At 72.1% G+C, this 25,133-nt stretch carries 17 protein-coding genes; 11 read left to right on the forward strand and 6 right to left on the reverse strand.

All coding sequences use genetic code 11. The features are described 5' to 3' along the window. Positions 1-142: 142 nt before the first annotated feature. On the forward strand, positions 143-2,920 hold the full coding sequence (locus A3IC_RS0119575) for a RelA/SpoT family protein (RefSeq protein WP_020551743.1): 2,778 nt from the start codon (positions 143-145) through the stop codon (positions 2,918-2,920). A gap of 122 nt (positions 2,921-3,042) precedes the next feature. Here the strand turns inward: A3IC_RS0119575 and A3IC_RS73555 are convergent, their stop codons facing one another. The 3 genes from A3IC_RS73555 to A3IC_RS0119595 all read right to left on the reverse strand — a co-directional run bounded on the left by A3IC_RS73555 (position 3,043) and on the right by A3IC_RS0119595 (position 8,665). Next, a complete protein-coding gene (locus tag A3IC_RS73555) occupies positions 3,043-5,823 on the reverse strand; it encodes a protein kinase domain-containing protein (RefSeq protein WP_425387345.1) in 2,781 nt (926 codons plus the stop codon). A 667-nt stretch (positions 5,824-6,490) separates the two neighbouring features. After that, complete coding sequence (locus A3IC_RS0119590; RefSeq protein WP_020551744.1) at positions 6,491-7,720, reverse strand: DUF349 domain-containing protein; 1,230 nt, start codon at positions 7,718-7,720, stop codon at positions 6,491-6,493. A gap of 105 nt (positions 7,721-7,825) precedes the next feature. Next, entirely contained in the window at positions 7,826-8,665 is an 840-nt protein-coding gene (locus A3IC_RS0119595; RefSeq protein ID WP_020551745.1) for a peptidylprolyl isomerase, read from the reverse strand. A 315-nt stretch (positions 8,666-8,980) separates the two neighbouring features. Between A3IC_RS0119595 and A3IC_RS0119600 the strand changes: the two genes are divergently transcribed. From A3IC_RS0119600 to A3IC_RS0119635, 8 genes are all read left to right on the forward strand, one after another. Beyond that, complete coding sequence (locus A3IC_RS0119600; RefSeq protein ID WP_020551746.1) at positions 8,981-9,676, forward strand: MBL fold metallo-hydrolase; 696 nt, start codon at positions 8,981-8,983, stop codon at positions 9,674-9,676. 14 nt (positions 9,677-9,690) lie between these two features. Beyond that, complete coding sequence (gene hisS, locus A3IC_RS0119605) at positions 9,691-10,950, forward strand: histidine--tRNA ligase (protein ID WP_020551747.1); 1,260 nt, start codon at positions 9,691-9,693, stop codon at positions 10,948-10,950. Further along, positions 10,947-12,755 carry an aspartate--tRNA ligase gene (gene aspS, locus A3IC_RS0119610; RefSeq protein ID WP_020551748.1) on the forward strand — a complete coding sequence of 603 codons (1,809 nt, stop codon included), beginning with the start codon at positions 10,947-10,949 and terminating at the stop codon, positions 12,753-12,755. Before hisS ends, aspS begins: the two co-directional genes overlap by 4 nt. 228 nt (positions 12,756-12,983) lie before the next feature. Next, on the forward strand, positions 12,984-13,484 hold the full coding sequence (locus A3IC_RS0119615; RefSeq protein WP_158696012.1) for a hypothetical protein: 501 nt from the start codon (positions 12,984-12,986) through the stop codon (positions 13,482-13,484). After that, positions 13,481-13,993 carry a hypothetical protein gene (locus A3IC_RS66775; RefSeq protein ID WP_020551749.1) on the forward strand — a complete coding sequence of 171 codons (513 nt, stop codon included), beginning with the start codon at positions 13,481-13,483 and terminating at the stop codon, positions 13,991-13,993. The genes A3IC_RS0119615 and A3IC_RS66775 overlap by 4 nt, the downstream gene beginning before the upstream one ends. A gap of 106 nt (positions 13,994-14,099) precedes the next feature. Next, positions 14,100-14,912, forward strand: a complete 813-nt coding sequence (locus A3IC_RS0119625; RefSeq protein WP_020551750.1) for a vWA domain-containing protein — start codon at positions 14,100-14,102, stop codon at positions 14,910-14,912. A gap of 320 nt (positions 14,913-15,232) precedes the next feature. Continuing rightward, a complete protein-coding gene (locus A3IC_RS0119630; RefSeq protein WP_020551751.1) occupies positions 15,233-16,594 on the forward strand; it encodes a replication-associated recombination protein A in 1,362 nt (453 codons plus the stop codon). A gap of 598 nt (positions 16,595-17,192) precedes the next feature. Continuing rightward, entirely contained in the window at positions 17,193-19,745 is a 2,553-nt protein-coding gene (locus A3IC_RS0119635; RefSeq protein WP_020551752.1) for an ABC transporter permease, read from the forward strand. 39 nt (positions 19,746-19,784) lie between these two features. On the opposite strand, the gene A3IC_RS0119640 is transcribed toward A3IC_RS0119635, so the two are convergent. From A3IC_RS0119640 to A3IC_RS55370, 3 genes are all read right to left on the reverse strand, one after another. Next, a complete protein-coding gene (locus A3IC_RS0119640) occupies positions 19,785-20,501 on the reverse strand; it encodes an alpha/beta hydrolase (RefSeq protein WP_020551753.1) in 717 nt (238 codons plus the stop codon). Positions 20,502-20,971: 470 nt separating this feature from the next. Further along, positions 20,972-22,285 carry a threonine/serine exporter family protein gene (locus tag A3IC_RS55365; protein ID WP_245599353.1) on the reverse strand — a complete coding sequence of 438 codons (1,314 nt, stop codon included), beginning with the start codon at positions 22,283-22,285 and terminating at the stop codon, positions 20,972-20,974. Between the two features lie 466 nt (positions 22,286-22,751). Next, positions 22,752-23,525, reverse strand: coding sequence for a DUF2470 domain-containing protein (locus A3IC_RS55370; RefSeq protein WP_020551755.1), 774 nt, complete (start codon positions 23,523-23,525; stop codon positions 22,752-22,754). Positions 23,526-23,770: 245 nt separating this feature from the next. On the opposite strand from A3IC_RS55370, the gene rpsD reads away from it, so the two are divergent. After that, entirely contained in the window at positions 23,771-24,379 is a 609-nt protein-coding gene (rpsD, locus tag A3IC_RS0119655; RefSeq protein ID WP_020551756.1) for a 30S ribosomal protein S4, read from the forward strand. 315 nt (positions 24,380-24,694) lie between these two features. Next, on the forward strand, positions 24,695-25,129 hold the full coding sequence (locus tag A3IC_RS0119660) for a DUF948 domain-containing protein (protein WP_020551757.1): 435 nt from the start codon (positions 24,695-24,697) through the stop codon (positions 25,127-25,129). Positions 25,130-25,133 lie beyond the last annotated feature (4 nt).

The following is a 25,133-nucleotide window of genomic DNA, read 5'->3' on the forward strand; positions in this document are numbered from 1 at the left end:
AGGCGTGTTGTCGGAGGCCGGAGGCGCCCCAACCGGGGAGCCTTCGGCCTTCGCCGTTGCGGCGGCTGCCGTTCCGGATGGCCGAGTCGTGAGGGCGTGGGTCAGTACCATGGAAGTTCCGTCATCTGTGGGAGGAGTTCCCTTGCCGGACGAGGTCGCGCCCGTCGCGTCGTCCTCGGGGGATGCCGTCGAACACGCGGCTCCCTCGGACGACGCCACACGTGCCACACCGGGCCCCTCGGGCCATCCTCCGGTGAGCGCCGGAGGAGCCGACGAGGCGGTGACTCGTGCCCGGTCCGACGCGGAGCCGGCGGAGCCCGCGGCGACGCCGGCCGAGGCCGACGGGCCCGGGGCATCCGCCGAGCGCCCGGCCGCGGCCGGTTCGAGCGCCGTCGAGCCGACCGCTGTCGAAGCGCGGGGGGCCGAGTCGGGCGGGAAGCGAGCGGCCCAGGCCGCCTCGTCCTCCGAGGACAGCGCCGACGGCCCGCGCGGCAGCGACGGCCACAGCGGCCCCGCCGCCGGCGCGGCCGGACCCGAGGCCAGGGGACCCAGGCCGGTCGCGAAGGCGGCGCCCAGTCCCGCGGGCGCCTCGCGCGGCGGCGGCACCGAGCGCTCGCGGTCGTTGCGGGTGGACGGCCCCAGCCGGGTCCGCGCCCGGCTGGCCCGATTGGGTGTGCAGCGCAACAGCGTGTACAACCCGGTCCTGGAGCCGCTGCTGCGGGTGGTCCGGGTCAACGACCCCAAGGCCGATCTGCGCCAGATCGAGCGGGCGTACACCACCGCCGAGCGCTGGCACCGCGGCCAGCGGCGCAAGAGCGGCGACCCGTACATCACCCACCCGCTCGCGGTCGCCACCATCCTGGCCGAGCTCGGGATGGACCCGCCGACGCTGATGGCCGGTCTGCTGCACGACACCGTCGAGGACACCGACTACGGCCTCGACGCGCTGCGCCGCGACTTCGGCGACACCGTGGCGATGCTCGTGGACGGCGTGACCAAGCTGGACAAGGTCAAGTTCGGCGAGGCCGCGCAGGCCGAGACCGTGCGCAAGATGGTCATCGCGATGGCCAAGGATCCGCGCGTCCTGGTGATCAAGCTCGCCGACCGGCTGCACAACATGCGCACCATGCGCTACCTCAAGCGGGAGAAGCAGGAGCGCAAGGCCCGCGAAACGCTGGAGATCTACGCCCCGCTGGCGCACCGCCTGGGGATGAACACGATCAAGTGGGAGTTGGAGGACCTGGCGTTCGCCATCCTCTACCCCAAGATGTACGACGAGATCGTGCGCCTGGTCGCCGAGCGCGCGCCCAAGCGGGACGAATACCTGGCTCTGGTCACCGATCAGGTGCAGGGCGACCTGCGCTCGGCGCGGATCAAGGCCACGGTCACCGGGCGGCCGAAGCACTACTACTCGGTCTACCAGAAGATGATCGTGCGTGGCCGCGAGTTCACCGAGATCTACGACCTGGTGGGCATCCGGGTCCTGGTCGACTCGGTCCGCGACTGCTACGCGGCGCTGGGCACGATCCACGCGCGCTGGAACCCGGTGCCGGGGCGGTTCAAGGACTACATCGCGATGCCCAAGTTCAACATGTACCAGTCGCTGCACACGACGGTGATCGGTCCCGAGGGCAAGCCGGTCGAGCTGCAGATCCGCACCTTCGACATGCATCGCCGGGCCGAGTACGGCATCGCCGCGCACTGGAAGTACAAGGCGGAGGCGGTGGGCGCCAAGGGTGCCGCGAAGACCGACACCAAGCCGGCGCGAAAGGGCGAGAACCCGGCCAACGACATGGCCTGGCTGCGCCAGCTCCTGGACTGGCAGCGGGAGACCGAGGACCCGGGCGAGTTCCTGGAGTCGCTGCGGTTCGACCTCTCCAGCCAGGAGGTCTTCGTCTTCACGCCCAAGGGCGACGTGATAGCGCTGCCGGCCGGCTCGACCCCGGTCGACTTCGCCTACGCGGTGCACACCGAGGTCGGCCACCGCACGATCGGGGCCCGGGTCAACGGGCGGCTGGTCCCGCTGGAGAGCCGGCTGGACAACGGCGACCTGGTCGAGGTGTTCACCTCCAAGAGCGAGACCGCGGCGCCGAGTCACGACTGGCTCGGCTTCGTCAAGTCGCCGCGGGCGCGCAACAAGATCCGCCAGTGGTTCTCCAAGGAGCGCCGCGAGGAGGCGATCGAGCAGGGCAAGGAGGGCCTGACCCGGGCCATGCGCAAGCAGGGCCTGCCGTTGCAGCGGCTGATGTCCGGCGGCGGGGACACCCTGGTCACCCTCGCGCACGAGCTGCGCTACCCGGACATCTCGTCGCTGTACGCGGCGATCGGGGAGGGGCACGTCTCGGCGCAGACCATCGTGCAGCGCCTGGTCGAGTCGCTCGGCGGCGAGGAGGGCGCGTCGGAGGACCTCGCCGAGGCCACCCGGCCGACCACCACCCGCCGCCGGCCGCGCTCGACCGGCAACCCCGGGGTCGTGGTCAAGGGCGTCGACGACATCTGGGTCAAGCTGTCCCGCTGCTGTACGCCGGTGCCGGGCGATCCGATCATCGGCTTCGTCACCCGGGGCAACGGCGTCTCGGTGCACCGGCAGGACTGCGGCAACGTCGAGTCGTTGTCCCAGCAGTCCGAGCGAATCGTCGACGTCGAGTGGGCGCCGACCGCGTCCTCGGTGTTCCTGGTCGCCATAGAGGTGCAGGCGCTGGATCGCTCGCGGCTGTTGTCGGACATCACGCGGGTGCTGTCCGACCAGCACGTGAACATCCTGTCCGCGTCGGTGGCCACCACCCGGGATCGGGTCGCGGTGAGCCGGTTCACCTTCGAGATGGGCGACCCGAAGCACTTGGGGCACGTGCTCAAGGCGGTGCGCGGGGTCGAGGGCGTGTTCGACGCGTACCGGGTGACCAGCGGGCGGCAGCAGTAGGCGGTTTCGGCAGGGACGGGCTTTGCGCACTCGCGCACCCGGGGCGGCGTCGGGAGTGATCCCGGCGCCGCCCCGTGCCCGTCGTGGTCGGTTCGGCCGCGTTCAGTCGTGCTCAGCCGCGTTCAGCCGCGTGGGCCGCGCCAGACGGTCATCGAGATCTTCCAGTACTGGCTGGGGCCCGAGGTGGACGGGATCTCGTTGATCCGGACCGTGCCGACCAGGCCATTGGTGGCGTCCTTGGTGCAGATCACCGAGCCCACCTTGAGGTAGGTGAACGGCAGCTGGTTGTTGTTCGCGTATCGGGTCTCGCCCACGCAGGTCTGGAAGTCGCTGGGCTGCCCCGGGTCGAGCAGCACCATCTCCTGGCCCTGGATGTAGTTGCCGTCGCCGTAGAAGTACAGGACACCCGCGCTCTGGTTGCCGCAGCTGCCCTTCCACGTGGTGGTGTAGCTCAGGCCGACGCAGTAGCCGTTGGGCACGTCCAACTGCCGCTCGAACAACACGCCGCCCTCGGCCACGCCGCCGGCGGTGGCGATCGCGGTCGCGCTCTCCCCGGGGCGAGCCGCGATCGACGGCGCGCCGGTGGCGGTGGATGTGGAGGTCGGGGTGCCGGTGCGTTTGGCGCTCGTGGTGGTCGAGGGCGTGGGCGCGGTGCCGGCGGGGGCGCTCGGGTTCGGGGTCTGGGTCTGCGGCCCGTTCTTGGCGGCGGGGGACTTGTCGTCGTCGTTGTTGCGCAGGCCGATCGCCAGACCCCCGCCGGCGGCCGCCAGGACCAGTACGGTGACCGCCGCGATCAGCGCGCGGCGTTTGCGTCGACGGCCCACCGTCGGATCCTTGGGCGCGCTCGGCGGTTGCTCGTTGACCCGGCGGGTGACCTCGGCGACCAGGGTCGGCGGCAGCCAGCCCTCGCCGATCTGCAGCCGGGTGCCCTCGGAGGCGACCCGACACAGCTCGATCACCTCGAGCGGGGTCGGGCGCTGCTCCGGGTCCTTGTCCAGGCAGCGACGCAGTACCGGCAGCAACTGTGCGGGGACGGCCGACAATTCGGGTTCCTGGTGGACCACGCGGTAGAGCACCGAGCTGTCCGTGCCCTCACCGAACGCGGACATCCCGGTGGCGGCGTAGGTGGCCAGCGAGCCGAGCGCGAACACGTCGGTGGCGGGCTTGGAGGGCAGGCCCCGGGCCTGCTCGGGGGCCATGAACGCGGGGGTTCCGATGCTCATTCCGGTCCGGGTGAGCGGCGTGGCGTCGGCGGCGCGGGCGATGCCGAAGTCGATCACGCGCGGGCCATCGGCGGCGAGGATCACGTTGGACGGCTTGAGGTCGCGGTGGATCACGCCCGCCCGGTGCACCGACTGGAGCGCCTCGGCGACGCCCGCCAGCAACACCAGGACGGTCTCCGCGGGCAGCGGACCGTGCCGGTAGACGGCCTCGTAGAGGGAGGGGCCCGGGACGTAGGCGGTGGCCAGCCAGGGCTGCGCGGCGTCCGCGTCGGTGTCGATCACAGGGGCGGTGTACAGGCCCTGTACGCGCTGGGCGGCGGCCACCTCCTGACGAAAGCGCCGGCGGAACTCGGGATCGTCGGCGAACTCGCCCCGGATCACCTTGACCGCGACGGGCCGTCCGCCGGGCGTGTACGAGAGGTACACCCGCCCCATCCCGCCCGAGCCCAGCCGGGCCCGCAGCAGATAGCCGCCCACGGTACGCGGGTCGTCGCCTTCCAAAGGCGCGAGCACGGCTCGATCGGGCCCTTCCCAGGAGGGCACCGCGGGTTCGTTGCCGCCTTCGTCGCGGGCCACAGCCGGTGGGCGCCGATCGGCGGGCCGCTCTATGACGGGCGGCTGTACGGCGGGCGCGGGCACGGGAGGCGCGGGCTGCGCGGCGGGGGTGCCCTGCGGGTGAGCGGCCGGCCTGGGGTTGGGCTGAGTGGGCTCGACCGAGGGTTGGGGCTGCGCGGGCTGGTGGGCCGGGGTGGATTCGTGGGGTGCCTGTGCCTGTGCGGGTGCGGACGTGGGCGGGGGCGTCGGTGTGCTGACCGGGGCCGGGAAGGATTCGGTGGGCTCGGCCTGTGCGGGCTGCCGGATGGGGGTGATGGTGGTTTCGTCCGATGCGGACGTGGGCGGGGCCATCGGGGCGGACCCGGCCGGCGGCGTCGGGGCGGTGGCCGGGTCCGGGGCGGGCTCGGGGGGAGTGGTGGGATCGCTGGGGGACTTGCCTTCGAGGGCCGCGTTGATCGGGGCGATGGTGGTCTCGTCGGACGCGGCGGCGGAGGCGGACGCGGGTGTGTGCGTGGGCGGCGGCGTCGCGGCGGCGGCTTGTGCGGGGGCAGGCGGAGCGACGGGCACGGGAGGCGACGCGGGCGTCGGGTCGGCGGCCTGTGTGGCGGCTGCCGGAGGCGTGCTCGGCGCGGCGGGCGGGGCGGCGGGTTTGGCGGGGGCCGCCTCGGCCGGAGGCGTGGTGGGCGGCGGCGGTGCCTGGGGCGACGGCGGGAGTGTGCCGGGGGCGGCGGGCGGGGGCGGTGTCGCGGGCGCGGCCGGGTGGGCGGGAGGCGGCGGCGTGTTCGGGGCGGGTGGGCGGCCGATCGACGGGGCGACGCTCGGGCGAGGCGGCGGCGGGGGCGAGGACGGCGCGATGGGGGCCGCCTCCGGAGTCGGGCCGGCCAGATGCGCCGCGGCCACCTCGCGCCACTTGGCCTCCCACCCGGCGGGGGTCGCGCCGCAGGCCGAGACGATCGCCATCGTGACGCCGAGCGAGGGCAACATCGCGCCGGACAGCGCCGCCGCCAGCACCGTCTCGTCGACACCCGCGCGCCGGGCCAGTTCGGCCGCCGGGACCTCACCCGCCGCGTCCCGGATCGCTCTCAGTGCAGCGGCGAATTCGATCAGCGGATCTGGCTGAGACATGGGTGCTCCCCCGTACCTGTTTCCTGAACCCGTGGTGATTGCGGGTCACATGATGATGGATCGCACGGCTCGAAAGCACCTCGACATCGAAACCGCAAGCAACCCGTAGCCATCACCTGCGGGACCCGAACCACCGTGACACAAGGCCCGGTTCGGACGCCCGAACACACTCGCGAGAACCGACGGCACGAACTCGCGCCCACCCCGACCCCACAGGTGCCGGGAAATGTACGCCCCCACCGCCGGCCACACGGCGGCCCTGAGTCCGCAACGGACACCGCATGGCGACCCCCGCCCCGCGCCCGCCTTCCGCGAGTGCCCGCCCCGGGCCCGCCGACTGTTCCCTGCCCGCCTGCTGTCCCTTGCCCGGCCGCCCCGCGCCGGTCCGTCGCCGCGCACCCCCGTCCCGCGCTCGCCCGTCTCGCGGCTGGGGAGGTCGTCGGCCGTGTGTGTCGCTGCGGATCGGCGAACTGCTCGCCGTGACCGTCCGGTCCGGCTGGACCCGGCCCGGCGGGCGATCGGGTGCGAGCAGCGCCGGTTCGGCGGCTCGGTGGAGCCGATCGCGCACGGTTCGACCCTTCGCGGAAGCGCGCGGGGCGTGCGGAAACGGGCGGACCCGGGTCGGCGTGTCGCCGACCCGGGTCCGCCCGTACCTCGTGTGTGTCGCTCAGCCGGAGAACTCAGCCAGTGCCTTGTTCGCCTCGGCCAGCCACTCCGCGCGCGCCGCGATCGACTCCTCGGCCTCCCGCAGCTTGCGCTCGTTTCCGGCCGCACGGGCCTTCTCCGCCTGCTGGGTCAGCTTGTCGATCGACGCCTGGATCTGATCCACCGCGGCCTGCGCCCGCGCCCGAGCCTCCGGGTTGGTCCGCTTCCACAGCTCTTCCTCGGCCTCGCGGATCGCCCGCTCGACGCTCTGCAGGCGGGCCTCCATCTTCGGCCGGGCATCGCGCGGGACGTGGCCGATGGCCTCCCAGCGATCGTTGATCGAGCGCAGCGCCGCCCGCGCGGCCTTGACGTCCGTCACCGGGACGATCGTCTCGGCCTCGACGAGCAGCAGCTCCTTCGCGGCCTGGTTCTCCCGCTGCTCGGAGTCGCGCTCGGCGAACACCTCGCTGCGCGCCGCGAAGAACACGTCCTGCGCGGCCCGGAAGCGCTGCCACAGCTCTTCCTCGACGTCGCGCTGGGCTCGGCCGGCGGCCTTCCAGTCGTTCATCAGGTCGCGGTAGCGCGCCGCGGTGTCGGTCCACTCGGTGGACGTCGACAGCGCCTCGGCCGCCTCGACCAGCTTCTCCTTGACGCGCTTGGCGCTGTCGCGCTGCCCGTCCAGCTCCGCGAAGTGCGCCTTGCGGCGCTTGGCGAAGTTGGACCGGGCCTGCGAGAACCGGTGCCACAGCTCGTCGTCGGCCTTGCGGTCCAGCCGCGGCACGGCCTTCCACGCGTCCACCAGCGCGCGCAGCCGCTCGCCGGCCGGGCGCCAGTCCGTGCTCTGGCCCAGCTGCTCGGCCTCGGCGACGATGCGCTCCTTGGCGCCCTGCGCCTCCTCCTGTGCCTTGGCGCGGGTGGCCTTGCGCTCCTCGCGCTTGGAATCCACCACGGTCACCAGCGCGTCCAAACGCTTGACGAGCGATTCCAGATCGCCGACCGCGTTCGCGTCGACGATGCTCGCGCGCAGGCGCTCGATCGCGTGGTGGGCGTCCTTGGGAGCGAGGTCGGTGGTCCGTACCCGCCGCGCGAGCAACTCCACCTCGACGGCGAGCCCCTCGTACTTGCGCCGGAAGTAGGCCAGGGCCTCGTCCGGGGAACCCGCCTGCCACGAACCGACGGAGCGCTCACCGTCCGCCGTCTTGACAAAGACGTTTCCCTGCTCGTCCACGCGGCCCCACGGGTCGCTGCTCACAGCGGCCTCCTTCGATGCTGAATGCGGCGCACTTTACACAGGACCCCGGGGCGCGGGCCGGGCCGTGCCCCGGGAGTCGCCGTGGAACATGCGTCCGGTCGGTTGCTACTTGGCCACGGTCACGCTGTCGAGGACCACGTTCTCGTGCGGCGCACCGTCGCTGCCGCCGTCCTCGGTGCCCGCGGCGGCGATCTTCGTCAGCACGTCCATCCCACCGGTGACCTTGCCGAACGGGGTGTAGTTCGGCGGCAGCTTGCTGTCCCCGGTCACCAGGAAGAACTGGCTTCCGTTGGTGCCCGGCCCCGAATTCGCCATCGCGACGGTGCCGGCCGGGTAGGACGCCGAACCGTCCGGGCCCGCCGTACCGAGATTCTCGTCGACGAACTTGTAGCCGGGACCGCCGGTGCCCGTTCCGGTCGGGTCGCCGCACTGGAGCACGGCCAGACCGCCCGTGGTCAACCGGTGGCACTTGGTGTGGTCGAAGAACTTCTTGCCCGCCAGGAACGCGAACGAGTTCACCGTGTGCGGCGCCTTCGCCGCCTCCAACGCCACCTTCACCTCGCCACACGTGGTCTTGAGGGTCATCGTGTACGCCGCGTTGGTGTCGATCGACATGGCCGGCTCGGTGCCGAACTGCTCCTTCGTCGGCTCACCCGGAGCCGGCGCCGCACACGTCTTCGGCTTGGCGTTGGGGGTCGGCGACTGTGGCGCCGAGGGCTGCGTGGTCGGCGTGTTCGACGCACTCGCGTTCGTCGACTTGTCGTCGTCGTCACTCGCCGCCACCGCGAGCCACGCCCCGCCACCGGCCACCACGACCACCGCCGCGACCGCTGCGATGACCTGGTTGCGCCGGCGCCGACGTGCCTGTGCGGTCCCGCGTCGTTGCTGCTGGCGCTCGAACTTCTCGCGCGCGAGCTGCCGCTGGCGCTGCTGTTTGGTGACCACCGCGTGCTCTCCTGGATTCGAACGGACTCGATGACGGACTCGATGCGGATGAACTCGACCCGGACGCCCGACGGCCGGACGAGGGCCGGAGGAGGGCTCCCGATGCCGTGACGGGATCCATGCACCGGTCCCGACCTGCGGTGATCCCGCAGCCTCGGAACCGACCGCAGCTCGCGCACAGTCTAGGCACGCACCCCCTGAACCGGTTCGCGATCCGCCCCCGCGCGCCGGTAGTCTCGTACCTGATTCCCACGTCCGCCGCATACTTCCGTGCTTGCCCCGCCGCCGGAAGACCCCGAGACCGAGAGGACGAACGTGATCGTCGCCGGGTTCCCCGCAGGGTCCTTCCAGACCAACTGTTACGTGGTCGCCCCTGCCGCCGGCGAGGAATGCGTCATCGTCGACCCCGGGCAGGACGCGTTCGACGGCGTGCAGGACATCATCCGCGAGCACCGGCTGCGCCCGGTGGCCGTCGTGCTGACCCACGGACACATCGATCACATGTTCTCCGTGGTGCCGGTCTGCGCCGAGCACAAGGTGCCCGCGTGGATCCACCCGGACGACCGCGACATGCTCTCCGACCCGGCCAAGGGTCTGTCGCTCGGCGTGGGGCAACAGCTGTTCGGCGGGATGACGTTCACCGAACCCGAGGACGTGCGCCTGCTCACCGACGGCGCCGTGCTCGACCTCGCCGGCCTCGAACTGACGGTCCATCATGCGCCCGGCCATACACAGGGGTCGGTGGCCTTCGGCACCCAGGGGAGCGCGGACATCCCGCCCATCCTGTACTCGGGTGACCTACTGTTCGCCGGCTCCATCGGACGCACCGACCTGCCCGGCGGCGACCACGCGCAGATCTTGCGCTCGTTGTCCCGGGTGTGTCTGCCCCTGCCGGACGAGACCGTCGTCCTGTCCGGCCACGGCCCCCAGACGACGATCGGCCGCGAGCGTGCGAGCAACCCTTATCTGCAAGAGCTGACGCCGCCCGCGGGACCGCACCGAGGAATGTGACGGATTTTCATACCGTGAGTACCTTCAACGCCCCCAAGGGCACCTTCGACATGCTTCCGCCGTACTCGGAGACGTTCAACCGGATCCGGATCCAGTTCGGCTTGGAGCTGCGCGACGCGGGTTTCCAGTACATCGAGACCCCCACCTTCGAGGAGACCGGCCTCTTCCTGCGCGGCGTCGGCGAGTCCACCGACATCGTGACCAAGGAGATGTACACCTTCGAGGACCGCGGCGGCCGTTCGCTCACGCTGCGCCCCGAGGGCACCGCGGCCGTGATGCGCTCGGTGCTCCAGCACAACCTGTACGCCGGCCGCCTGCCGGTCAAGCTGTGGTACTTCGGCTCGTACTACCGCTACGAGCGCCCGCAGGCCGGCCGCACCCGCCAGTTCACCCAGGTCGGCGCCGAGGCGATCGGCAGCGACGACCCGCTGGTCGACGTCGAGATGATCGCGCTCGCCGCCGAGGGCTTCATGAAGCTGGGCCTGCGCGACTTCCGGCTGCTGCTCAACTCGCTCGGCTGCCGCGAGTGCCGGCCGGTCTACCGGGCCAAGCTCCAGGAGTTCCTGCGCGCACTCGACCTGGACGCGGAGACGCACGCGCGGATCGAGATCAACCCGCTGCGCGTGCTCGACGACAAGCGGCCCGAGGTGCAGGCGATGATCGCGGACGCCCCGCTGATCACCGACCACCTGTGCGCGGCGTGCGCCGAACACCACACGTTCGTGCGCGGCATGCTCGACGAGCTGGAGATCGCCTACGAGGACACGCCCCGGCTGGTTCGCGGCCTCGACTACTACAACCGCACCACGTTCGAGTTCGTGCACGACGGGCTCGGCGCGCAGTCGGCGATCGGTGGCGGCGGGCGCTACGACGGCCTGTCCGAGGATCTGGGCGGCCCCGACCTGCCCTCGGTGGGCTGGGCTCTGGGCATCGGCCGCACGATGCTCGCGATGGAGGCCGAGGGCCAGGCCGTGGAGACCCCGGCGGACTGCGACGTCTACGGCGTCGCGATCGGCGACGCGGCCCGGCGCGCGGTCTTCGGCATGATCACCCAGCTGCGGATCGAGGACATCCCCGCCGACATGGCCTTCGGCGGGAAGAAGCTCAAGGGCGCCATGAAGGCCGCGTCGCAATCCGGCGCCCGCTACGCCATCGTCGTCGGCGATCGTGACCTCACCGAGGGCGTCGCCCAGATCAAGGACCTGTCGAACGGGGACCAGACCCCGGTTCCGCTCGACCGGGTCGTCACCGTCTTGAAGGAGAAGCTTCAGTGATCCGCACCCATGACGCCGGTACGCTCCGCGCCGAGCACGCCGGCCACACCGTGACGCTCGCCGGCTGGGTGGCCCGGCGGCGCGACCACGGCGGCGTGGCGTTCGTGGACCTGCGGGACGCGTCGGGCACCGTACAGGTGGTCTTCCGCGACCTGGAGACCGTGCACAACCTGCGCTCCGAGTTCTGCGTGAAGATCACCGGCGATGTGCGGGTGCGCCCGGACGGCAACGAGAACACCGAGATCCCCACCGGTGCGATCGAGGTCGTCGTGGACGACTTCGAGATCCTCTCGGAGGCGGCGCCGCTGCCCTTCCCGATCGAGGAGTACACGCCGGGCGCGGTCAACGAGGAGGTGCGGCTCAAGCACCGCTACCTCGACCTGCGCCGCGCACCGATGGCGCGCAACCTGCGGCTGCGCTCCAAGGTGACCCGGGTGATCCGCGAGGTCATGGAGGACCACGACTTCCTCGACATCGAGACGCCCTACCTGACCCGGTCCACACCCGAGGGCGCCCGCGACTTCCTGGTGCCGGTGCGGCTCCAGCCGGGCTCGTGGTACGCGCTGCCGCAGTCGCCGCAGCTGTTCAAGCAGCTGCTCATGGTGGCCGGCATGGAGCGCTACTACCAGATCGCGCGCTGCTTCCGGGACGAGGACTTCCGGGCCGACCGGCAGCCCGAGTTCACCCAGTTGGACGTCGAGATGTCCTTCTGCGACGCCGAGGACGTCCTGGCGCTGACCGAGAAGCTGATCGCGCGGGTGTGGCGCGAGGTGCACGGCGTGGAGATCGCGCTGCCGCTGCCCCGACTGCCCTACGCCGAGGCGATGGCGCGCTACGGCTCGGACAAGCCGGACACCCGCTTCGGCTGCGAACTGGTCGACCTGACGGCCTACTTCGAGGGCACCTCCTTCCGGGTGTTCCAGGCCGAGTTCACCGGCGCGGTGGTGATGCCCGGCGGCGCCGCGCAGACCCGCAAGGAGCTGGACGGCTGGCAGGACTGGGCCAAGGCGCGCGGCGCGCGCGGGCTCGCCTACGTGCTGGTCGACGCGGAGACCGGCGAACTGCGCGGCCCGGTGGCCAAGAACCTGTCCGAGGAGCACCTGGCCGGTCTGGTCGAGGCGACCGGTGCGGCCAAGGGCGACTGCATCTTCTTCGCGGCGGGTCGGCGTACCGCCTCGCTCGAACTGCTGGGCGCGGCCCGGTTGGAGATCGCCCGCCGCGGATCGCTGATCGACGAGTCGAAGTGGAACTTCCTCTGGGTCGTCGACTTCCCGATGTTCGAGCCGATCGAGGACGCGGCCGGGAACCACCAGGGATGGCACGCGATTCACCACCCCTTCACGGCGCCGACCGCGGAGTGGCTCGACGGGTTCGACAAGAACCCGGGCGAGGCGCTGTCGAACGCGTACGACATCGTGCTCAACGGGACCGAGATCGGTGGCGGTTCGATCCGTATCCACCGCCGGGACGTGCAGGAGCGCGCGTTCGCAGCGATCGGGATGTCGGAGGAGGAGGCGCAGTCGCAGTTCGGCTTCCTGCTCGACGCCTTCGCCTACGGGCCGCCGCCGCACGGCGGGATCGCGTTGGGGCTGGACCGGTTGGTGGCGCTGCTGGGCCACTGCGACAGCATTCGCGATGTGATCGCGTTCCCGAAGACCGCTTCCGGTGGGGACCCGTTGACCGGGGCGCCGTCGCCGATCACGGTGCAGCAGCGGCGGGAGGCGGGCATCGACGCGAAGCCGAAGCCCGGTGCCGGTGAGGGCGGCAAGGCGGACAAGGGCGAGGGCACGGAGAAGACGGCGTAACTCTCGCGGGAGCGTCGGACAGTCGAAGTAGGAGCTTTCCCCGCGTCTTCAGCGGGGATCAGGGCGGCCGAGCCACAGGCTCGGCCGCCCTTCGGCGTTACCGGAATTGTCGATTCGATGGAGTAGCCGAAACGCTTCTGCACAGGGTTCGAGCGGGCGGATCCGAGTCTGCCTACCTTGGAAGTCGAGCCGGTGCAGGGCCGGTTCGCACGACCTCGGGAGGCCGACATGGCGGTGGAGCTGGCGAAGCGACGGGTGCCGGCGGAGTACGTGACGCGGTCCATCGTGCTGGGGCGCGGCTGGACGCAGGGCGCCATCGTGCGCTTTCTGGCCGAGCCGGACGGGACGCTCGCCAACCTGCGCTATCGCGGATCACCGCCGACCCGGTTGTACGCGATGACGCGGGTACAGGCGATCGAGGGCACGCGGGAATGGCAGGAGTGGTTCTTCGCGTCGCGGCGACGGCGGACGGCGGCGGTGGTGGTGGAACGGGGAGGCGCGCCGCCGGGAGGGGTGTCGGGTGGATCGCTCGGCGACGGTGGGACGGGTTCCGGTGGAACCCGCGTCGACGGGTCGGGCATCGACGGGCCGGTTGTCGACGATGTGCGTGGTGGCGGAACGGGTGGGGGCGGTGCGGCTGTTGCGGTCGGTGCACATGTCGGAGCCGAGCGAGATGCTGGGGTGGGTCGAGGTCGGGACTCGAAAGGCTCGAAAGGGGAGGTCGCATGAGCCACACCGTGCACATCAATCCGCTGCGCTGGTTCACCGATGGCGAGGGTGGCCTGGAGTTCGTCGAGTCGTTCGGCACGCCGGTGCCGGCCGACCTGCTGGAGGAGGCGCGCGCCGCGTCCTATCCGGGAGTCGGCGACGTGCTGGCGGTGTTGCGTGGCGAAGGGCTGTCCGCGCGTTGCTGGTTCACCCTGTGGGTCGACGGCGCGGAGGTGCCGGATCCGTTGCCGGCGCGGCCGGGGTCGGCCGATGGCGACCACCTGGGCGGGTTCGCGGTCGCGGTCGCGGGGGAGCGCAAGCGGATCGGGGCCGACGAGCCGGCGTCCGGGCTGACCTTCCGGGCCCCGGGGGCGGGCGCGGCGGAGCGGGCGGTGGCGGCGCTGGCTGAGGCGTTCGGTCCGCAGGTGATGTGGGCCGGGGATGTCGGCGATGTCGTGGTGGTGCCGCCCGGGCTGACCGCGGCCCAGGTGCGGGAGCGGCGGATCGGGTGTGACATGGCCGATTCATGAGGGATCTGCCCCTGTTCGTGGGGGTGTCCGATCTGGGAGCGTGGGCCGGTGAAGCCCCCGCGAGGGGGCGGCAACCCGACTCGCTCGACTGCTGGGAGCCCTCGCCATGCCCTTCTCGCTGTTCGGTCGCAAGAAGTCGAAGCCGGACCCGTCGGCGGCTGCCGCGCCGCCCGCCACCGCACCCTCGGCCACCGTGCGCAGCGGCAGCGGCTCGGCGGTCTCCCTCGACAAGATCGAACGCTCCGCACCGGGGTTGGTCAGCCTCTACAAGGCGGCCGGGGTCAGCCTGGAGAAGAACCGGCTGGCGGGTGTGCGCGCCGCGGTCTACCTGGTGCTCGACCGCTCCGGCAGCATGGCGCCGTTCTACAAGAACGGCAGCGTGCAGGCGCTCGCCGACCGGGTGTTGGCCGCAGCCGCGCACTTCGACGACGACGGCACGGTGCCGGTGATCTTCTTCGACACGAAGGCGTACCGGGCCGAGGAGATCTCGCTGGACAACTACGGTGGCCGGATCGCCGCGCTGCACAAGAAGCTCGGCCACATGGGCACCACGGACTACGTGTCCGCGATGGAGGCGGTGATCGCGCACTATCGCTCGTGTGGCGCGACCGACCCGGCCTTCGTGATCTTCCAGACGGACGGGGCGCCGAACAACGCCAAGGCCGCGGAGAAGGCCATCTGCAAGGCGGCCGAACTGCCGATCTTCTGGCAGTTCATCGGCTTCGGCCGGGACGAATTCCGCTTCCTGCACCGACTGGACGACCTGCCCGCGCCCAAGTACCGCGTGGTCGACAACGCGGGCTTCTTCGAGGCCGGCGCGGATCCGAGGCGCATGCCCGACAGCGAACTGTTCGACAACCTGATGAACGAATTCCCCGAATGGCTCCAGACCGCGAAGGCCGCGGGAGTGCTTCGCTGACGCGGGGTCCTCGCCGGTGATTCGGGCCGGGCGGCGGTAGGTGACCTGGGCGGGTGAGGGACGGTGGCCCGGCGGGTGGTGGTAGTCGACGCCTGCGCCATGGTCGAGGTGTCGGCGCCACCTCGGCTCGTGGTACCGGCGGCGGGCCGGGGCACGGGCAGCCGAGGGGGAGGCGTCGCGCGATGGGGCGCGCCGACCGTCTCTCGGCACGGCGGAGCCCCGCACGGCGACGACGGTCGTGTCGAGGGGGGTCGGCGGTGGGTGCTCCGGGGCGCGTCCCGGGCCGTTCGGGAGTCGGTGGTGAGGGTTAGGGTCGGAGGGTGGATTCCGATCTCTTCACCGCTGCCGCCGAGGCCCGGCAGGCCAAGGACCCCTCGCTCGCGCCGCTCGCCGTGCGGATGCGGCCGCGCGACCTGGACGAGGTGGTCGGTCAACGGCACCTGTTGGGTGAGGGGTCGCCGCTGCGCCGGTTGGTGTCGTCGGAGAGCCGGGTCACCGCGCCGTCCTCGGTGATCCTGTGGGGGCCGCCCGGCACCGGCAAGACCACGCTCGCCTACGTGGTCAGCCACGTCACCAAGCAGCGTTTCGTCGAGTTGTCCGCGATCACCGCGGGCGTCAAGGAAGTGCGCGCGGTGATCGAGGACGCGCGTCGGCAGGCCGGTGCGCAGGGCCGCGACACGGTGTTGTTCCTGGACGAGATCCACCGCTTCTCCAAGGCCCAGCAGGACTCGCTGCTTCCCGCGGTGGAGAACCGATGGGTGACGCTGATCGCGGCGACGACGGAGAATCCATACTTCTCGATCATCAGCCCCCTGCTCTCCCGCTCGTTGCTGCTGACCCTGGAGTCGCTGACCGACGACGACCTGCGCGAGGTGGTGCACCGCGCGCTCGTCGACGAACGCGGACTCAACGGCACGCTCACTCTGAACCCGGACGCCGAGGAGCACCTGCTGCGCATCGCGGGCGGTGACGCCCGACGGATCCTGACCGCGTTGGAGGCGGGGGCGGGATCGGCGGCCGACAAGGGCGAGGCCACGATCACGCTGACCACGCTGGAGAGCGCGGTGGACCGGGCGGCGGTGCGGTACGACCGGGACGGGGACCAGCACTACGACGTGGCGAGCGCGTTGATCAAGTCGATTCGGGGCTCCGATGTGGACGCGGCGCTGCACTACCTGGCCCGAATGATCGATGCGGGGGAGGACCCGCGCTTCATCGCCCGGCGGCTGATGATCTCGGCGAGCGAGGACATCGGGATGGCCGATCCGACCGCGCTGCAGGTCGCGGTCGCCGCCGCGCAGGCGGTCGCGCTGATCGGCTTCCCCGAAGCCCGGATCACGCTGTCCCAGGCGACCATCCACCTGGCCCTGGCGCCGAAGTCGAACGCGGCCTATCTGGCGATCGACGCCGCACTCGGCGACGTCCGCAAGGGCCTGGCCGGTCCGGTGCCGCCGCACCTGCGCGACGGCCACTACAAGGGCGCCGCCAAACTCGGCCACGCGCAGGGCTACGTCTATCCCCACGACGTCCCCGGCGGCGTGGCGGCCCAGCAATACGCCCCCGACGCCATCCACGGCCGCACCTACTACGAACCCACCCGCCACGGCGCCGAAGCTCGCTACGCAGACATCGCAACGTGGACCAGGTCCCGCCTCACCAACCCCACCCCCACCGCCGAATAACCCACCACCGGCCCCGCATCGGCGCACTGCCGACCGGGCCGAGCCGAGCGGGCATGGCCGCGTCGTACCGCCCCGGGCCGGCGTACGGGCAACCAAGTACGCCGGGATGGCCGCCATCGTGTGCGCGCGGGGAGGCCGCCCACATGTGGCCCCGAGGAGGCCACCAGCCGGCGCCGCGACACCCCCCGCACCTGCGGGCGTCGGGTCGAGGTCTGTGCGCGAGTTCGCCCGTGCCGCACCGTGCCTGTCGGTCCCGCGTCCACTCGTCCGCGCCACGCCTGCCACCCGCGCCCGCCGGCGTCGCGCGCATCCGGGTCGCTTCCGCGCCGGCCCGCATTGCGCCCAGTCGGGCCGCCACCCGCCCACGTCGCACCGCCGCGGGATTCGTTCGTACCGCCGAGTGGGGAGATCCCGCCACGCGTTGCCTCGTGCCGTCGGCCGTGTGGGGGACCTCGGGTCCGTCGGGAGGGTATCCGGTGAGTGGGGAAAGGCCGTGGGATGTATGTGGGCGCCGTCCCGGTGGGCGACGACGCGGGGAGCGGGTGCGGCCGAGGATGGCGGCATCCCATTGCTCGGTTCGGTCTCCCGGGGGCTGCCCATGTTTCGTTTCGCTCTGCGCAATGTCGTCGCGCACAAGGCCAGATTGGCGATGACCGCCGTCGCCGTGCTGCTCGGGGTCGCGTTCGTCGCCGGCACGCTGGTCTTGTCGGACACGTTGGGCCGGGCGTTCAAGAACACCGCCTCCAAGAGCTTCGCCGACGTTTCCGTCGCGGTGATCGACGAGAACGTGGACCGCACCGGATCCCGAGAGCACGGCCGCCCGGACCCGGCGCTGACCGAGGACACCCTCGCCCGCCTGCGCGCGCTGCCGGGCGTCGCGCGGGCGCGGGGCGTGCTGGAGGGCTTCACCGGTGTGGTGGATCGCGACGGCGACCTGCTCGGGTCCGGGTGGACCACCTTCGGGACCAACTTCGTGCCGACCGGCGACGGAGCCGACCCGCGCTTTCCGATGCGGGCCGGGCGTGGGCCGGCGAACGGCCGCGAGATCGCGGTGGACGCGCGGACCGCGGATGGCGCCGGCTTCCGGGTCGGCGACACCGTGCGCGTCGCGCTGAGTGGCCCGATGGTGGAGACCCGGCTGACCGGCGTGTTCGGGACCGACGACCCGAGGGTGTCGGCGGGCGGTTCGCTGGTCCTGTTCGACACCGCGACCGCGCAGCGACTGTTGTCGCTGCCCGGCCGGTACGGCGAGATCGACCTGACCGCGGCCCCGGGTACGAGCGAGACGGCGCTGCGCGACGCGGCCGCGCGGGTGTTGCCCCGCGCCGACAACCTGCGGGTGGAATCCGGGCGGGCGCTCGCCCGAGAGCAGGTGGACCAGATCGAGGCCGGCACTCGGCAGATGACCATCGCGCTGCTCGCGTTCGCCGGCATCGCGCTGTTCGTCGCCACGTTCATCATCGCCAACACCTTCACCATGCTGGTCGCCCAACGCACCCGCGAACTGGCCCTGTTGCGCGCGGTCGGCGCCCGACGCGGACAGGTCACCCGGATCGTGCTCTGCGAGGCGGCGGCGGTCGCCATGGCCGCGTCGCTGCTCGGCCTCGGCGCCGGGATCGCGCTCGCGGGCGCCCTGCGGTCGCTGCTGGAACGGTCCGGCGCACACCTGCCCGCCGGCCCGCTGATCGTCGAGAGTCGCTCGATCCTGGTGGCGCTGCTCGTGGGTTGCGGGGTCACCCTGCTCGCGGCCTGGATGCCGGCCCGGCGGGCATCCCGGATCCCGCCGGTCGCCGCACTGAACACCGTCGAACAACCCGCCGGCCGCAGCGGCCTGCGTGGTCGCAGCGTCATGGGCGCGCTGGTGACGGCCGCCGGTGTGGCGCTCACCGTGTACGGCCGTTCCACCGCCGCCGACAGCGGCCGAGTGCCGGTGGCCGCCGGGGTGTTCCTGGTCCTGGTCGGCATCCTGCTGCTCACCCCGCTGCTGTCCCGGCCGGTGGTCGGGGTGAGCGCGCCGTTCCTGGACCGGCCGTTCGGCGTGGCCGGTCGACTGGCCCGCCGCAACGCCGTTCGCAATCCCCGCCGTACCGCCGCCACCGCGTCGGCGCTGACCATCGGGCTGTCCCTGATCGCCGGTCTGACCATGCTCGGCGCGTCGATCCGGCAGGCCGTCGAGGAGCGGGCGATCGCCGAGGTCGCCGCCGACTACCGGATCCGGACGGTCAACGGCGCGCCCGTCGACTCGAGCGTGCTCGACACCGTCGCCCGGGTGCCGGGTGTCACCGCGATGTCGCCGCTGCTCCGGGACACGGTGACGTTGGACGGCCGCAACGCCGCGGTGATCGGGGTGGACCCGAAGGGGATCGAACAACTGCTCAACCTCGGCGGCACGGCGGACGCCGCGGCGGCGCTGCGCCGAGGCGAGATCCTGGTCACGGCGGACACCGCGAAGCAGCGCGGTTGGCGGATCGGATCCGTGGTCCCGATCGACTACCCCGACGGCACCCGAGGTCGCGTCACCATCGGCGGATTCCACGGCGACCTCGAACAGTTGACCAAGGTCACCGTGCCGGCCGCGCTCGTGCGGGCGCATTCCGCCCACCGCGACATCCGGTCGATCATGGTGCGGACCGCCACCGGCGACGACGCGCGGACCACCCGCGCGATCGAGCGGGCGATCGGCGACAACCCGTTGATCACGGTCGAGGACCGTGCCGACATCCGGCAGTCCATCAGCCGCAGCGTCGACCTGTTGCTCAACATCATGTACGGGCTGCTCGCGATGGCCGTGCTGATCGCCGTACTCGGCGTGATCAACACATTGGCCATGTCGGTCTTCGAACGCCGGCGCGAGATCGGGATGTTGCGCGCGATCGGCCTGGACCGCTCGCGGGTCCGCACCATGGTCCGACTCGAATCGATGGTGATCTCGGTCTTCGGCGCGGTACTCGGGGTGGCCGTGGGCACGTTTTTGGCCTGGGGCATCCTGGGCCCGCTGCGGGGCAAGGTGCCGAATCTGGTTCTGGTCGTCCCGTGGGCCGGGGTCGGCGGATTCCTCGCCCTCGGGGTGGGCGTCGGCATCGTCGCGGCGGTCTGGCCGGCGCGTACCGCGGCCCGTGCCGACGTGCTCACCGCGATCGGTACCGAGTGAGCGGGATCGGCGCATCGGGCCGCGTGCCCGGCGTCGGGGTCAACTCACCATCGCGCGCAGCCCGTCCGGGTCCGGCGCGGTCATCGCCCGGGCTATCCCGGGGTCCGGTGTCCCGGTGACGGAGCCCACCACGGTGCGGCGGATCAGCTCGGTCCAGGTCGGGGCCCGACGCATCATCGCGTGGCCGTCCGGGAGTTCGAAGCGGCAGACCCGCTCGGAGACCTCCCGGGCGGCCAGCGCGTAGCGGTGCGAGGACTTCGGGCTGGTGGTGTGGTCGGCCGTGCCGTGCACGATCACCACGTCCCGGCCGGCCAGGTGTGCGTACGGCTCGTCGTCCTCGATCCACGGCGCGAGTGCGCAGACCGTGCGCACACTCTCGTGCTCGGCCACGCGCAACGCGGTACGGCCGCCCATCGAGTGGCCGACCAGGGTGACCTCGGCGCGCGGATAACGGGCGCGGATGCCGTCGAGCGCCCACCACGCGTCCTGGACCGGATCGCGATCGGGCTCGTTCCAACCGCGCACCCGGTAGCGCAGCAGCCAGGTCGCGGCGCCCTCGGCGCGGGTCGCCCGATGGATGCCCCGGGCGATCGGGACCATCCGGCGATAGGCCAGATTGCGGGTCGACGCGGGTTGCCGACTGCGGGCGCGACCGCCGGGCAGGACCAGGACGACCGCGCGAACGTCCGTCCCGTTCGGCGGCGACCACGTACGCAGCGCGGCGAGCGGCCCGGTGGATGCTTGCGCGTCCGGCATACGGAGCCTCCATGCTTCTTGCCCGTCCGGCGACCCGGACCCCGTCATCGACCCGAGGCGGCAAATCCAACCACCGACCCAAACCCCGAACGCCCCCGCCCCTCACGTCGTTCCCACCACCCACGCCGACCCGGCCCGGACGATGGAGCGGGGCACGGCGCACGGATCACCCCCGCCCCCGATCCTCGATCCGCCGCAGACGGCACCGAGGCGGCACGACCCGCCGGGTGCCGATCGGTGGAGGGCGGGCCCGGGGCGCGGTGCGGGGGTCGAGCGCCCTCGGAAGGCGCGACATGCTCCGCCCCGACGGGCTCCGTCCCGCGCGAACGCCCTCGGGAGACCCACCGACCTTCGCCCTCACCGAGCGCACCCGAGAAGCGCCGCGTGCCCCGCCCTCATCAAGCGAAGCGCATCCGGAAAGCACCGCGCACCCGGGAAGCGCCCTGCCACCCCCACCGGCCCCGCCTCGCTCAGAACCCCCGCGTGCGCTTGGAGGCCGGGCGCATTTCGCGGCCCGTGCGTGGCGGTGGGGAGGGGAGGACGAAGCGGGCGGCCTCGGAGCCGACGTTGACGCCCGCCGCGAGGGCCAGGGCCAGGGACGCCGCGTTGACCAGGCTGCGCCAGCCGCTGTCGGTGTGGCCGAGGGCCAGCCCCAGCATGCCCTGGTACATCGCGCTGCCGGGGAGCATCGGGCCGATCGCCGGGATCACGTACGGCAGCGCCGACGTCCCGTGCCACCGGGCGAGCAACTGTCCGAGCAGCCCGAGCAGTCCCGTGGCGACGGCGGTCGCGAGCACCGGTGCGGCGCCCGCCTCGCGCAGCACCTGGAACACCGCCCAGCCGACCGCGCCGCCCGCCGCCGCGACCGGCAGCAGCACCCGCCGCACCTGGACCAGGACCGCGAAGGTCATCGACACCCCGCCCGCCGCGAGGAGTTGCACCGCGCGAGGGTTGGCGTTGAGGTTGAACGTGCCTTCGACGTTGAACTTCACGCCGACCTGGTCGCCGATGTAGATCACGATGGAGATGCCGACGATGATGCCGACGATGAGGTAGAAGACCTCCAGCAACCGGGCCGCGGCGGTGATGTAGAAGCCGGTCAGCCCGTCCTGGACCGCGGCCACCAGGGCCCGCCCGGGCAGCAGCGCGAACAGCCCGCCGGTGACCACGGCATACGGATTGATTCCGACGCCGAGCTTGATCATCGTCACCGTGATCGCCGCGGCCGGCATCGAGGCGAGCACGAACTGGTAGAACTCCGGGACTCCTCGGTCGGCGAGCAACTGCGCCAGCCGCTCGCCGATCAGCGCCGCGACGCAGGCCGCGATGGCCACGATCACCCCGCCGCCGACCATGACGCTGGCGAAGGCCGCGATCAGGCCGGCCGACAGCAGCAACAGGTTGCGCGGGTAGGGGTGTCGGTTGCGGCGGATGTCGGCGAGCCGGTGGTACGCCTCCTCCAGGGTCAATTCGGCGCCGGTGATGTCCGAGACCAATTGGTGCGCCTCGTCGAGCCGGGTGTAGTCCACCGCGCGGCGGCGGACCACGCGTTCGCCGGTGACCGGCGGCTCGACCAGGGACGGCTGGTAGGACAGCGTGATCGCGACGAAGGTCACATTGGGCTGGCAGCGTTCCAGGCCGTACGCGTCGGTGATGCCGAGCATCGCCGCCTCGACGTCCTCGCCGCCCTCGCCGCTGGCGAGCAACAGTTCGCCGGTGCGCAGCGCGAGGTCGAGCACACGCGGGACCGAGGGGCCGGCCTCCGGCTTCTCCGGGGCGGGCACGATCGGGATGCTCGCGGTGTGGCCGCTGAATCGCAATTGGGTGCGCAGCCGGTCCTGCCAAGGGCTGGCCCCGGATCGGGGCGCCGGTCGGGGTTCCGGCTCCCAGGGTGCGCGGGGGTTCGGATGGTCGCGGCCGTCTTCCGCCGGCTCCTCCGGCCTGTGCCGCGAATGTTGCTCCGACACCCCGTGTGATCCCTTCCGCCGTCCGCGATGTGGTCGTCCCGCGCCGACGGTCTCGTGCCCGGTCCGCCGTGGCGATCCGCCCGGGTGGATCGCCACCCGGTGCCGCGACCGGAAACGTTAGTCGGTCCCGGGCATCCGACACGGCACACCGCGACGTGGCCGGGGGTCCGGCGCACCGCGACCGCGCACGACCGCCTCCGGACCGGGAGACTGCCCACCCGAGGACGCATCATGCGACACAGGGGAAGCGACCGAGAGCCGCTCGGACACGACCGGCTCCGAATCACGCCTGCCCGTGCGCCCCGTGCAGCAAGCGACGCAGCGCCTCGCCCAGTTGCATCGGACCCGAGACCGGCGTCTCGAACTCGAACCGGACGTCACACGTACGCTCCGGCCCACCGGTGCGCAGCCGGATGCCGTGCCGGTCCAGCGACACCGGCGCGACCCGCTCGTCGCAGGCCGGCGCACCCGCCAGGCTCGCCAGTCGGCACAGGTCGTCGCCGTGCGCGGCGGCCAGGTGCTGGAGCAGCTCGGCCTCGTGGCCGGCCAGCGGGTCGGGCTCGGCGTCGGCGTACTCCTCCGGCTCGACGTGCCCGGTGCCCCACAGGTCGTCGACCAGTACTTCGCCCACCTCCAGGCGCACGATGGTGCCCGGCCGCGGCGAAGCGGTGGGGTCGGGGACCGACTCGGCCAGCCGGGTGGCGGCCCGCTCGGCGTCGGTGCCGGTGGGGATGGTCAGCCAGCCCGCGATCCAGCAGTGCGCCCGGACCCGGTGCGGCACGGCCACCGGCGCGACGTCCACCAGGTGCAGCACCGCGGCCACGTCCTCGCGCGAGGTCAACACGACCGCTGCGGTCTCGCCCGGGACCAGCAGCAGCAGCGAGCCGTCCGGCTCGATGGCCCGGGCGGCCGGGACCACCTGTTCCTCCCGGTCGCCGGGCAACTCCAGGGTGGCGGAGCCGGCGAAGGCGGCCAGGGTGCGGGCGCGCTCGGCGGTCTGCGGTCGTCGGGAAGAGACATGGGTACGCCCGGCGTTGGCCTCAGTGGGAACAGACATGGCGTCCTCCAGGTGCGGCGCTCGTTTGCGACCCCTGTGTGGGCTACCGAACGCGTCGTCGTTAAGGTTAGGCTTACCTAAGTGTCCCGATCTTGGCAAGGCGACCCGCGTCACGGCGGCCCCGGCGAAGGTGGCCCCCGCAGGGTCGCCGACGCGACCGGGGCGGACCGAGCGACGGCGACCCGCGCACAGCCGGCCCACCAGGACGACCCACACCGAAACATCCCCGCACGGAGGACCCGACCTTGAACCAGACCCGCCCCAAGATCCGGCGCAGCCGTGCGCTCGGTGTGGCGCTCACGCCCAAGGCCGCGAAGTACCTGGAGAACCGGCCCTACCCGCCGGGCGAGCACGGTCGTGGTCGCAAGCAGTCCTCGGACTACAAGACCCGGCTGATGGAGAAGCAGCGGCTGCGCTTCCAGTACGACATCTCCGAGGTCCAGATGCGGGCCGCGTTCGACCGCGCCAACAAGCACGCCGGCAAGACCGGCGACGAGCTCGTGGTCGACCTGGAGCGCCGGCTCGACGCGTTCGTGCTGCGGGCCGGCTTCGCGCGCACCGTCTACCAGGCGCGCCAGATGGTCACCCACGGGCACATCGAGGTCAACGGCGGCAAGGTGGACAAGCCGTCCTACCGGCTCAAGCCCGACGACATCGTCGGAGTGCGCGAGCGCAGCCGCAACAAGCCGCTGTTCCAGGTGGTCCAGGCCGGCGGATTCGCCGCCGCCGAAACCCCGCGCTACATCGAGGCCCGCCTGGACAAGCTGATGGCTCGTCTGGACCGGCTGCCGCAGCGCCGCGAGGTCCCGGTGATCTGCGACGAGCAGTTGGTCGTCGAGTACTACTCGCGCTGACCCGCGAGCGCGCCCGGCGCCGCAGCGCGCCGAGAGCCGTGGTTCGTCGAGCCGGCGCGGCGCACCGCGTCGACCGCCGAAGTGCGTCGAGCCGCCGCACCGCGCCGACCACCGCCACTCGTCGACCGGCGCACAGCGCCGATCCGGCACCGACGCACCGGCGATCGCGAAACGACACCAAGTCAAGACAAGCGCCACACCGCCCGCGCGGGTTTCCTCGGACGAGGAGACCCGCGCGGTCGCGGTAGGGTCGGGTTTTCCGAGGCGGGCCACGCATGTCTGCCGCCTCGACTGATCCCACTCATCAAGGAGCGCATGACGGTGTCGGGTGGCGAAGTCGCGCTGATGATCATCGCGGTTTTCTGGGCGATCCTGGTCGCCTTTCTCGCGGTGGCTCTGGTCAAGCTGGCGAAGGTGCTCAAGGAGGCCACGACCCTGGTCGCGGGAGTGGCGGATCGAGCCGTTCCGCTGCTGGACGAGGTGACCGAGACGGTCCGGGCGACCAACGCCCAGATGGGCCGGGTCGACCAGATCGCGGGCAACGTCCAGACCATGACCACGAACGCCACCGCGCTCTCCTCCACGGTCGCCGCCACCCTGGGCGGCCCGCTCGTGAAGACCGCCGCGTTCAGCTACGGCGTCCGCCGCGCGCTGTCCGCGCAGCAGCGAGCCGAGCTGAGCCGCCGGGTGCGGGTCGCGGCCAAGGCGCAGAAGGTCGCACGGCAGCGCAGCATGCGCGGGAGAGGCTGAGTCG

The organism is Embleya scabrispora DSM 41855 (genome assembly GCF_000372745.1).
Classification (GTDB): Bacteria; Actinomycetota; Actinomycetes; order Streptomycetales; family Streptomycetaceae; genus Embleya; species Embleya scabrispora.

What these genes read in the sequence shown, in the direction of transcription:
- A3IC_RS73555 (WP_425387345.1), bottom strand. Translation starts at nt 5,823, where the DNA reads ATGTCTCAGCCAGATCCGCTGATCGAATTCGCCGCTGCACTGAGAGCG.
- A3IC_RS0119615 (WP_158696012.1), top strand. Translation starts at nt 12,984, where the DNA reads ATGGCGGTGGAGCTGGCGAAGCGACGGGTGCCGGCGGAGTACGTGACG.
- A3IC_RS66775 (WP_020551749.1), top strand. Translation starts at nt 13,481, where the DNA reads ATGAGCCACACCGTGCACATCAATCCGCTGCGCTGGTTCACCGATGGC.
- A3IC_RS0119625 (WP_020551750.1), top strand. Translation starts at nt 14,100, where the DNA reads ATGCCCTTCTCGCTGTTCGGTCGCAAGAAGTCGAAGCCGGACCCGTCG.
- A3IC_RS0119635 (WP_020551752.1), top strand. Translation starts at nt 17,193, where the DNA reads ATGTTTCGTTTCGCTCTGCGCAATGTCGTCGCGCACAAGGCCAGATTG.
- A3IC_RS0119640 (WP_020551753.1), bottom strand. Translation starts at nt 20,501, where the DNA reads ATGCCGGACGCGCAAGCATCCACCGGGCCGCTCGCCGCGCTGCGTACG.
- A3IC_RS55370 (WP_020551755.1), bottom strand. Translation starts at nt 23,525, where the DNA reads ATGTCTGTTCCCACTGAGGCCAACGCCGGGCGTACCCATGTCTCTTCC.
- A3IC_RS0119660 (WP_020551757.1), top strand. Translation starts at nt 24,695, where the DNA reads ATGACGGTGTCGGGTGGCGAAGTCGCGCTGATGATCATCGCGGTTTTC.